This is a genomic window from Geofilum rhodophaeum, from assembly GCF_002210225.1.
Taxonomy (GTDB): domain Bacteria; phylum Bacteroidota; class Bacteroidia; order Bacteroidales; family Marinilabiliaceae; genus Geofilum; species Geofilum rhodophaeum.
In genome coordinates this window covers 1-10,917 of the sequence record NZ_MWUJ01000034.1, presented here as the reverse complement: position 1 = coordinate 10,917, position 10,917 = coordinate 1, and the positions used below count along the sequence as shown (strand labels likewise).

At 36.0% G+C, this 10,917-nt stretch carries 8 protein-coding genes; 2 read left to right on the top strand and 6 right to left on the bottom strand.

The window, feature by feature from the left end:
• Positions 1 to 19: 19 nt before the first annotated feature.
• From B4W65_RS16410 to B4W65_RS16385, 6 genes are all read right to left on the bottom strand, one after another.
• Complete coding sequence (locus B4W65_RS16410; RefSeq protein WP_088656251.1) at positions 20 to 688, bottom strand: N-formylglutamate amidohydrolase; 669 nt, start codon at positions 686 to 688, stop codon at positions 20 to 22.
• Positions 689 to 860: 172 nt separating this feature from the next.
• Positions 861 to 4,049 carry a type I restriction endonuclease subunit R gene (locus tag B4W65_RS16405; RefSeq protein ID WP_088656250.1) on the bottom strand — a complete coding sequence of 1,063 codons (3,189 nt, stop codon included), beginning with the start codon at positions 4,047 to 4,049 and terminating at the stop codon, positions 861 to 863.
• A gap of 4 nt (positions 4,050 to 4,053) precedes the next feature.
• Positions 4,054 to 5,313, bottom strand: a complete 1,260-nt coding sequence (locus tag B4W65_RS16400; RefSeq protein WP_146697819.1) for a restriction endonuclease subunit S — start codon at positions 5,311 to 5,313, stop codon at positions 4,054 to 4,056.
• A complete protein-coding gene (locus B4W65_RS16395; protein WP_088656248.1) occupies positions 5,310 to 6,233 on the bottom strand; it encodes a hypothetical protein in 924 nt (307 codons plus the stop codon). The genes B4W65_RS16400 and B4W65_RS16395 overlap by 4 nt, the downstream gene beginning before the upstream one ends.
• Complete coding sequence (locus tag B4W65_RS16390; protein WP_088656247.1) at positions 6,223 to 6,717, bottom strand: DUF6932 family protein; 495 nt, start codon at positions 6,715 to 6,717, stop codon at positions 6,223 to 6,225. The genes B4W65_RS16395 and B4W65_RS16390 overlap by 11 nt, the downstream gene beginning before the upstream one ends.
• Positions 6,717 to 8,225 (bottom strand): class I SAM-dependent DNA methyltransferase, encoded by a 1,509-nt coding sequence (locus B4W65_RS16385; protein WP_088656246.1) that lies wholly within the window; start codon positions 8,223 to 8,225, stop codon positions 6,717 to 6,719. The genes B4W65_RS16390 and B4W65_RS16385 overlap by 1 nt, the downstream gene beginning before the upstream one ends.
• 426 nt (positions 8,226 to 8,651) lie before the next feature.
• Between B4W65_RS16385 and B4W65_RS16380 the strand changes: the two genes are divergently transcribed.
• Together B4W65_RS16380 and mph are read left to right on the top strand one after the other, a co-directional pair.
• Positions 8,652 to 9,875, top strand: a complete 1,224-nt coding sequence (locus B4W65_RS16380) for an MFS transporter (RefSeq protein WP_088656245.1) — start codon at positions 8,652 to 8,654, stop codon at positions 9,873 to 9,875.
• A 5-nt stretch (positions 9,876 to 9,880) separates the two neighbouring features.
• Positions 9,881 to 10,768: an Mph(E)/Mph(G) family macrolide 2'-phosphotransferase gene (mph, locus tag B4W65_RS16375; RefSeq protein ID WP_038557444.1), complete on the top strand. Its 888-nt coding sequence runs from the start codon at positions 9,881 to 9,883 to the stop codon at positions 10,766 to 10,768.
• Positions 10,769 to 10,917: the final 149 nt, after the last annotated feature.

Sequence of the window (10,917 nt, the reverse complement as noted above, 5' to 3'; positions counted from 1 at the left end):
GTCCTATTTTTGGGGAAGGCTACAGCTCATTCAAATAAAGTGCTCTATTAATTTCTAACATGATGGTTGAAACATTTTTGTTTTTATGGTAATGTTCAATGGGCACAATAGAACCACTATATGGCCAGTCAATGCCTAAAGTATAGCCAGCTTTTTCAAAAAATGAAACCGATATGTCAATTAACTCCTTAGTTGTATGAAATGAATCAGTTCCAATATTAAAATCAGGTCTTTTTGGATTTTTATCGAGGTCTCTTTTCAATGGTTGGCTAGGATATGAATGACAGTCAATTATTACCGCTTTGCCATAAAAGTCTAAATGATTTTGTACAGCTTGGCTGAATTTATGGTGATGTTTCCAATAATATGATTTCAGGATTTTTTCTTTTAGCTCTGGAGTTACTGTTCTTATTTCTTCACCATTATCACTTTTCTCATATAACACGCCCATTCCAGATTGTGCCATCACTTCTTGAGAATCATCTGTAAATCTCTCTGGGTCACAAAAAATTCTAGAAAATTCAGCCACTATCATTTCATCATCCTTTGAATAAAAAAGGTCGTCAGTATACCAGTCGGTCAATTTTAAAATCTCTTTTTCAAGGGTAATAAAGTCAACAAGATAGCCTTCTGACAAAGGAATATTTGTTGAGGAGTGAGGAATATGAAGAATTATTTTTTTGTCCATTGTTTGCTCTTGTTGTGGTGTCCTAAAATAGCTTATAACGGTCAAGTATAAGAGCAGTTGCGGATTTCAAGGCGATTATCTGTCCGCCACTACCAAAGTTCATTAAATGCACAGACTTTGAATTTATCACTTTACCCGCTATTGCTCTTATACAATGTTGGGCAATCGTACTTTATTGCTCCGGTTCTGCTGCTATCGAAATATCACTGCTTGGGTTTATTTTATACTCCTTTGTTTTTGAAAATTCATTTGCCAATAATTTGGCTTGTTCTATTACTGTTTCTGTTGCTTTTAATTCTAAGTCTGGTGGGTAGCCGTGTTTACGCAATATTTTCTTCACTGCTATTCTCATTTTGGCTTGTACGTTTTCTCTAACTGTCCAATCGATACTGCTGTTTTTACGAATGGTATCTACTAATTCTCTGGCAATGTGCCTTAATATTTCATCACCTAAAACGGCTACTGCACTATCGTTTACTTCTAATGCTGAATAGAATGCAAACTCTCTGAAATCTAGTCCTAAATCTTCGCCTTTGCGGTCTGCTTCTTTAATTTCTTTGGCAAGCTTGATAAGCTCTTCAATTACCTGTGCTGATGTGATTAAATTGTTCTGATAGTTGCGTACTGCGTTTTCTATCATTTCAGAAAACTTCTTGGATTGTACTATATTGGTTTTCTGTCTTGTCTTTATTTCATCGTTCAATAATTTTTTAAGCAGTTCTAAGGCTAAGTTTTTATGCTGCATTCCTTTTACTTCTGCCAAAAACTCATCTGATAGAATAGAAATATCGGGTTTCTTGATACCTGCTGCATCAAAAATATCTACTACTTCATCTGCTACTACGGCATCTGATAAAATTTGCTTAATGGCTGTTTCTATTTCTTCATCACTCTTTGTTTTACTACTTTGGGTAACTTTTACAATTCTTGCTTTAATGGCTTGAAACAAGCCTACTTCATCTCTAATATCACTTGTGTATGGATGTGGTACTGAAATAGCAAAGGATTTTGAAAGTGCCGTTACTGCATTGGTATATCTTGCTTTGCCATCTTCTAATCCTAAAATGTAATTGGCTGCCTGAATAGGAAAATACAGTTTTTCTTTTGGCGTAAGCCCAAAGAAACTTTTGTAGTCGAAACCTTTAGGTTGAGATTTATCTGTGGGTTGCTCTTCAAACATTTGAGCCACTATCTCATACTTACTCATCATTACTGATGCTGCTTCTTCCTGGTCAAATGCTGGTTTTCCTTTTCCTCCGCTTTCTGTGTAAACAGAAAGGGCTTTTTTAAGGTCTGTTGCTATACCAATATAATCTACTACCAAACCGCCTTCTTTGTCTTTGTAAACACGGTTCACTCTTGCTATGGCTTGCATTAAGTTATGACCTTTCATTGGCTTATCAATGTACAGGGTGTGCATACTTGGTGCATCAAAGCCTGTAAGCCACATATCCCGAACAATGGCTAATTTAAGGCTGTCTTTAGGGTCTTTTAATCTATCGCCTAACGCTTTGCGTTTTGGTTTGTTTCTTACGTGAGGTTGGAAGTTTAAAGGGTCTGATGATGAACCTGTCATTACTACCTTTATTGTTCCTTCTGCATCATCATCACTGTGCCAATCGGGTTTTATTTTAATAATTTCAGCATACAGATCCACACATATTCTTCGGCTCATACAGACTATCATTGCTTTACCGTCTAATATGGCATTTCGTTCTTCAAAGTGTTTTACTATATCTGCTGCAATAAGTGATAAACGGTGTTGATTACCAACAATAACTTCTAATCTTGCCCATTTGGCTTTTAGTTTTTGTTGGTCTGTGAGTTCTTCGCTTTCTGTGAGTTCTTCAAAATCTGCATCAACTCTTGGTTTTTCTTCATCTTTAAGATTAATTTTTGCTAAACGGTTTTCACAAAAAATACGAACCGTTGCTCCATCTTCTACTGCTTGCTGAATGTCGTACACATCTATATAATCACCAAAAACAGCTTGGGTATTTTTATCAGTGTTTTCAATGGGTGTTCCTGTGAAACCTATAAATGAAGCATTGGGCAAAGCATCTCTCATATGTTTGGCAAAACCATCCATAAAATCATATTGGCTACGATGTGCTTCGTCTGCTATTACTACAATGTTTCTGCGGTCTGATAATTCTTCAAATTGCCCTTTGATGTTTTTAAACTTCCCATTTCCCAAATCAATTTTTTCTTCTATTTCGGGTAAAAATTTTTGAATGGTTGTGAATACAATACCACCTGATGTAACAGATAATAAATTTTTTAAATGGTCTCTGTTTTCGGCTTGTACAGGAGTTTGTCTTAGTATATCTTGACTTAATGAAAAGGTATCAAATAATTGATCGTCAAGGTCGTTTCTATCTGTTAATATTACTAATGTAGGGTTGTTGAGTGCTAACACTAATTTACCTGCATAAAACGCCATAGAAAGGCTTTTACCACTACCTTGTGTGTGCCAAATAACACCTGCTCTTTGGTCTCCGTTTTCGGCTGTTGCTTTTCGTGTAGCTTCTACCGCTTTATTGACTGCAAAGTATTGATGATAACGAGGTACTATTTTGATTGTCTGTTCTTTGTTTTGGTGGAATATGGTAAAATGACGGATTAAGTCAGGCAATACTTCTTTATTGAGCATTCCTTTTGCCATTACTTCCATTTGAGGGATATTCTCGTCTGCTACTAATTGCCCATCAATAGATTTCCAAGGCACAAAAAACTGTTTGGGTGAAGTAAGCGAACCATAGAGAGCATCCCAACCATCAGAAGCTATCAATAAAGCATTGTATTGAAATAGGCTTGGTATGGTTTGTTTGTAGGTTTGTAACTGATTGAAAGCTGCATTGACATCTGCATTTTCGTCTGCTGCATTTTTTAGTTCTATTACTACCAAAGGCAAGCCGTTTACAAACAAAATAACATCAGGTCTTTTATTAGTATTGCCTTCTATTACGGTGAACTGGTTAATGACTAAAAACTCATTATTGCTTGGGGATTCATAATCTATGAGCCAAACTTTATCGCCTGCAATACGGTCTGTTTTTCGGTATTCTACATCTACACCTTCGGTTAAGTATTTATGGAATTGGTAGTTGTTTTGAAATAACTCTGGACTATCAGAACGCAATACTTTACGCAAGGCTTCTTCTTGTGCTTCATAGGGGATAGTGGGGTTGAGTTTGGCAATGGCTTCTTGTAAACGGTTTTTGAGTACAACTTCGTTGTACTCTCTTTCAGGCATTGAGCCATCAGGCGAAATGTCTGTGCCATTGATGTACTGGTAGCCTAACTCAATAAACTCCTGTATGATTACTTGCTCTATGTTGTCTTCTGATATTACTGCCATAGGGTTATGCTTTTTCTGCCATTACTTCTGCTACTTCCAACTCTCCCGAAATGAGTTTGGGCAATAGCGTATCTCGTAGGTTGGTTAGTTCTTGGTTTTCTTTCCTGTTATCATCAATTAAATTAAGTGAGTCATAAACTGAATCATAAAATTGATTTACAATTGATAATGGCGGTAATACCATTTCATAATTAATTATGTCTTTTGGATTAACTCTTTGATGACTACTACTTGTACCTGTGACTTTTGATTGAATGGAATTGATATATCCATCGCTTGAACATAAGCAATTGACAAATGGGAAAAATACATCTTCAAGTGGTTTCAAAACTTGAAATTCAGTAGAGCAAATTGAATTATCATTTGGTTTTATTATTGTCCATATTCTCGGGATTCTCGGATTTAGTTTAGAAACAAGTATTGAGTGTTCCAAAACTTGATACTTTGAACTAAGAATCTTTTCTCCTAATTCCTTTGATGGCATTTTACCCGAATCAAACTCTGGCAGGCTATAATGATGATATATTGTATCAGGGTTTTCAAATGGTTTTTTATTCTTCTTTTGTAATTCGGCTATTTGATTTAAGTTTCCAACTTCCCACCCCTTAGGAATTTCGCCTAACTCACTATCTACCATTTCACCACCTGATGATTTGTACGGTTCTCCCTTTTCGTTTGGAAACTCAAAATCTATAAACCATTGCTTAAATAGCGTTTGGGCAAGGTTTTCTAACTCTTGGTTTATTTTGTTGTTGAGTTCTATTTTGTCGTCAAGGGATGAGAGGATTTCTGCAATGGCAGTTTGTGTGGGGAGGTCGGGTGCTTTGATTGTTATATCTTCAAAGGTAGATTTATTTACTATTGGCATAGTTGAGCCACCTGTAGCAAGATTTCTAAGGTAATCTTGCATTGAAGAAATAACGTAGTAGATAAAGTCTGAATCGAACTCTTTATGAGGTATTATTGAATTAATTTGTTGATTTGTAACGCATTTTTTTTTATTCAATGCAACCTTACCCATCTGAGAACCTATACAAGTTACAATAACGCTATCTGCTGGTAATACTTTTTTTTGAAAAGCATTTATCCCTTCTTCTGATAAATATCTGAGCGAGCCCCAAATATTCTTGTTATATGCGTCAAAATCAGTAGGTGTTACGAAAGGCATATTATCACCCCATTGTTCTGGATTTTTTTTAGAGGGTGTTTTACCAGTAATTACCTCTCCAATCTCTCCTAATTTATATTCTTTCCAGTTGGTCACGGTGCAGGTATTATGTTTAGTAATTCGTATTTATTTGTTTCTTCTTCGGTAGCCTCATTGTATTCTGTAATTACCTTAAAATCACAAATACTAAATGTGTCTAAGTATTCCTTAACTAAATCGGCTAAATCTTCAGAGAAACTTGCCTTTATAGGGTTGTTTGCTGGATTTTCAATATCCGTAGCAAAATCAATTTTATTCTTTAAAAGACTTACCCCTTTTATGATGCCGTAAAGCTGTTTTGTGGTTTCTTCTGGCTTTATTTGTTGACTGAGCAAAGAATATAAATGTGTGGTTGTTTTTTCGGGTAGGCTAATTACATTGTGATTGCCTGAAATTGCAGTCCATTCAATTCGGTAGTCTTTTTTTGTTTTAGATAAACCATTAAAAAACTGGCTATACTTATTAATTACCTTTTTATCATTTTTAAAAAGGTCTTTAAGAGTATCGTGTATGTTAGATTCATTTGTTTGCTCTAATACTGTAATGGTTCTAAAAACATAATCAATTACATTATCATACTCTCTAAACAATTTGCCTTCAAATGGTGTGGTTAAAAGAAAGCCAAACGAACCTGCAACTGTGGTTTTTAGTTTTAGAGGTATTCTATTTGATACATTAAGGTAATTACTGGTTTTATCTATGATATTTTTGAAGTTTGATAAGTTCGGTAGCAATAAGTCAAGGTCGATACCTGAAACATTTTCATCTAAAAAGAAGTAAACTGAATTTTGTTGATTCTCTGCTATACTTGCCTTTAATTCATCTATAAGTACTACTCGCCTGTGTTTATCTTGTTCGATTGTTAACCGCAATAAATTATCCTCAGGAAATTGAAGCAATAGAGATTCAGCCTTGAATAATGAATTATCCAAAAGCCTTATTTCTGATTCTATTATGTCAGGTTTCCTACTTGCCATTTTGTACTAAATTGAGTTGTAACATTCCCTTTGGGTTGTTATTTCTGTCTTTCCCAAAAAATATTCTCCATTCGTTATACTTTGCTTGCGTTATTGCAAATCTTGGATCAGTTGATTCATATACTGGAACTAAAAAACCATCAACCTTAAATTCATCCTTTGGATTACCTACGTGAGTAAGAAACCTACGTAATGAATTGACCTTATCATTAGTGAGTTCTGAGTAATGGACGAAATTAATAACATCAATATCGTTCGGGTCAAGTTTTTGAGTTACGAAACTGCCATCTAACCACTGAAAAAAGTTATGTTCTAATATTTGAAATATTTCTATAACGTAGTTGCTGTGGCCCTCAACAATATTTTTTCTTGTTGACGACTTTGTAAATGGTTGTACAAATTCTTCTTCCAATTCAGCTATAGAAACTGGATGCAGTTCGTATGGAACTATATTACCGTGCTTATCGAATGAAAATCTACCCATTATATTTCAATGCCTACTTTTACTAAATTGGTTTTAATACGCTGTTGCAACTCAATAGATTTTTCAAAATAGCCTTTTAAGTTTTCTGAAATGGTGGCTACTTTTTCTTCATAAGGTATGCCATCATCTTCCACTTCTTCTGTGCCTACATATCTTCCTGGTGTTAGCACAAAATTATTTGCTTCTACTTCTGCCAGGTTTGCAGACTTGCAAAATCCTTGTACATCTTCATAATTACCGTCTATGTTACGCCAATTGTGGTATGCTTGTGAGATTTGGGCAATATCTGCATCTGTAAGGATTTTATTTTTACGACTGGTCATAGTGCCTAATTTTCGGGCATCTATGAACAGAATTTCGCCTGAACGATTGCGAAATTTGTGATTGGTTCGGTTACGAGCCAAGAACCAAAGACAAGCTGGTATTTGAGTATTGTAAAATAATTGAGTAGGTAAGGCGACCATACAATCTACCAAGCCCTCTGTAATCAACTGTTTTCTTATTTCGCCCTCTGTTCCTGCATTGGTAGTCATAGAGCCATTGGCTAATACAATACCTGCTGTTCCTGTGGTGCTTAGTTTGTTAATGAATAGTTGTAACCAAGCATAATTGGCATTACCAACGGGAGGTATTCCATATTTCCACATATGACTGTCTTGCAATTGCTCGCCACCCCAATCTGAAATATTAAAAGGTGGGTTTGCAATGATATAATCTGCTTTTAGGTCTTTGTGTTTGTCGTTATGGAAGGTGTCGCCTAATTCAATTTTTGCATCAATACCTCTAATGGCTAAATTCATTTTAGCCAATTTGTAAGTAGTAGGGTTACTTTCTTGACCATAAACGGCTATATCTCCAATTCTACCTCCGTGAGCCTTTAAAAACTTCTCGCTTTGCACAAACATACCACCACTACCACAACAGCCGTCATAGATACGCCCATTGTAAGGTTCGAGCATTTCAACTAATAATTTAACGATACTTTCAGGTGTATAAAACTGCCCACCTCTTTTACCTTCGGCATCAGCAAACATTCCTAAAAAGTACTCATATACTCTACCTAATAAATCTTTACTGCTATGTCCTTCTTGTTTGAACCCTACATTACCGATTAAGTCCACCAATTCGCCTAAACGCTTTTTATCTAAAGCTGGTCTTGCATAATCTTTTGGTAAAACTCCTTTAAGTGTAGGGTTGTCTTTTTCGATGGCATCCATAGCATCATCAATGTCTTTACCTATGCTTGGAAGTTTTGCTCTTTGGTGTTGTAAATAGTTCCATCTTGCAGATGGTGGCACATAAAAAACATTCTCTGCCAAGTACTCGTCTTTATCTTCTGCATCAGAAAGTTTATCAGCTAATAATTTGGAATGTAAATCTTCGAAGCTGTCTGATATATACTTTAAGAAAATCAAGCCTAATACAATATGTTTGTATTCTGCTGCATCCATATTGTTACGCAACTTATCAGCTGCAGCCCAGAGGGTTTTTTCGAGTTCTTGATCCATATTTATTTTTTGTATTATTAATTCTTTTTTGTCGCTATCCAGTTAACTAAAATGGTTGTTCAGGTTGTTTTTGTATGTTGCCCAACGTTCCGCGTATATGATTAGGTGCGGATTGCGGGTTGCTTCCCTGTCGAAAAGCACCGAGGCTGATGCGGGAAATAATGCTGATTATCAGCACCGAAACCGCACTTAATTATATACGCTGTTGGCAACTGGGCTTTTTTACATCCAAATTCAGACTATTTATTTCTTCAAATTTAAAAAAAATATTTCCTACCTTTGTGCGGTTATTTCCAATAAATTATACAACAAATGGCAAAGCCTTGGATAAAATAATAGGGTAATTCTCAAAATACCCACATTTTTTTAGATAGCTCTTCTCAGTGCTATCCATTTATTGTTGTATAATTTAATCAAGTTTATTTCATGGAGAACCAAAAATGGTTTAACACCTATATATTTATATGGGCTGGGCAATTTGTTTCAATGTTGACAAGTTATGCAGTCCAATTTGCTATTGTCATATGGCTTAGTCTGGAGTATCAATCCGCCGAGGTTTTAGCATATGCAGGTATAGCTGGAATGTTGCCACAAGCTATTATTGGCCCGTTAGCAGGGGTATATATAGACCGTACTAATCGAAAACGTATCATGATTCTTTCTGATACTTTCATTGCTGTATGTGCTATTGTCTTGATATTTATCCTTAACAAGGAAACGGTAAATCTTGTATGGATTTATATCATGTTAGGTTTACGTTCGGTTGGCAATGCCTTTCATTCACCGGCTCTACAAGCTTTGGCTCCGCTAATTGTGCCTAAAAAAGAATTGCTAAGAGTTGCTGGTATTAATCAAATGTTACATTCGATTTGTAGTATTGGTGGTCCTGCACTTGGTACAGTGGCAATTGCCATATTGCCTATTTCAAATGTTTTGTATCTTGATTTGATTGGAGCATTACTGGCAATTTCTTCGCTTATGATGGTAAGAATACCACAGACAATAAAAGGTTCTAAATTTTCTGTTCAGACAATATCAACCGAATTTATAGATGGGTTACATATCGTATCTAAAAATAGAGGTTTAAGTTACCTTTTTCTTTATGCCATGGCTATCACCTTTGTCATCATGCCTGCTGCAATTATGTTCCCACTACTGACAACAGGACATTATGGAGGAGGAAAATGGGAAATGGGCCTTGTTGAGATAGTTTGGGGGGGAGGCATGCTGATTGGTGGAGCTGTTTTAGGCTTGTTCAAAGTTGGGATGTCAAAGATTGTATTGGTTAATTCAATGTATATCATATTGGGGTTAACATTCCTTCTTAGCGGAGTTTTCCCAAAAGAATGGTTCATTGGATTTGTTCTGGTAACAGCAATTGGAGGTATTGGTTTATCTGTTTTTTATGCATGTTTTACTGCTATTGTCCAGATAACAGTAAAACCTGAAATGCTGGGACGAGTCTTTTCTCTTTATTACAGTTTGGCGGTATTGCCAAGTATAATCGGTTTATTGTTCACAGGCGTGATTGCAGAAAATATAGGTATAAACATCACTTTTATCATAAGTGGATGTTTGGCTATCGTTATCGGGTTGCTTTCGTATGGCTCTGAGAAACTTATGCAGTTAGGTAATAATTTAAAAAAATAAAACAAATGAAAAATACAGACATTCAGAAACTTGCAGAAAGACATGGTTTAATGCTTTCAGACAAGATGAAATTCAACGAAATGGGAATAGATTTCAAGGTTGGTTTTGCAACAGACAAAGATGAAAATCAATGGCTGTTGCGTATTCCCAGAAGACCCGATTTGGGTAAGCAGATTGCAAAGGAAAAACTAATTCTACAGTTAGTTTGCAAACATCTCACTGCGCAAGTTCCAGATTGGAAAATTGCGAACGAAGAGCTGGTAGCGTATCCATTATTGGATGGAAAACCCGCTTTGACTTATGATGCTGAAACTTATGAGGTTTCTTGGAATATGGATAAAGATAGTCCAAACTACATTCAGTCATTGGCTAAAATTTTGGTGCAACTCCATGCTATTCCGAAAGAAGAAGTTGTTCTGAATGGATTGGAAGTTACTACACCTGAAAGTCTGAGAAGCGAGATTTCCGAACGATTACGCTTGGTAAAATCCGAACTTGGCATAAGTAATGATTTAGAAAATCGTTACAAAAAGTGGTTGGATAATGATACACTGTGGCCGAACTTCACAAAATTCATTCATGGTGATTTGTATGCAGGACATATTCTAACATATGCCGATGGTAATGTATGTGGAATTATTGACTGGTCAACAGCCCGAATCAGTGATATTTCCCAAGATTTTTCGGGACATCTCACTGTTTTCGGAGAAGAAAGTCTCAAGTCTTTAATTTCAGAGTATGAAAAACAAGGTGGCAAAATATGGAATATGATTTTTGAGCAGGCCGTTGAGCGAGCTGCGGCTGCACCCTTGGCTTATGGTTATTTTGCTGTTGAAACACAGGATGAAGTCCATATAAACGGTGCTAAAGTCCAGTTAGGTGTTCAGCGATAATCGTGATTAACTTTTTATTATTTAGGGCTGGTCTTATTTTTTGACCAGTCCTTTTATTAATCGAAACTTAATCTTTTTTCCTGGGGTTGATGTGTGTCGCTCTTAGCCTTGTTGCCAACGTCCAGCTGTATGCGGTCGGCCGGGGCATT

Excerpts from the sequence above, each read along its gene's own strand:
- B4W65_RS16410 (WP_088656251.1), bottom strand. The coding sequence starts at position 688 with ATGGACAAAAAAATAATTCTTCATATTCCTCACTCCTCAACAAATATT.
- B4W65_RS16405 (WP_088656250.1), bottom strand. The coding sequence starts at position 4,049 with ATGGCAGTAATATCAGAAGACAACATAGAGCAAGTAATCATACAGGAG.
- B4W65_RS16395 (WP_088656248.1), bottom strand. The coding sequence starts at position 6,233 with ATGGCAAGTAGGAAACCTGACATAATAGAATCAGAAATAAGGCTTTTG.
- B4W65_RS16390 (WP_088656247.1), bottom strand. The coding sequence starts at position 6,717 with ATGGGTAGATTTTCATTCGATAAGCACGGTAATATAGTTCCATACGAA.
- B4W65_RS16385 (WP_088656246.1), bottom strand. The coding sequence starts at position 8,225 with ATGGATCAAGAACTCGAAAAAACCCTCTGGGCTGCAGCTGATAAGTTG.
- B4W65_RS16380 (WP_088656245.1), top strand. The coding sequence starts at position 8,652 with ATGGAGAACCAAAAATGGTTTAACACCTATATATTTATATGGGCTGGG.
- mph (WP_038557444.1), top strand. The coding sequence starts at position 9,881 with ATGAAAAATACAGACATTCAGAAACTTGCAGAAAGACATGGTTTAATG.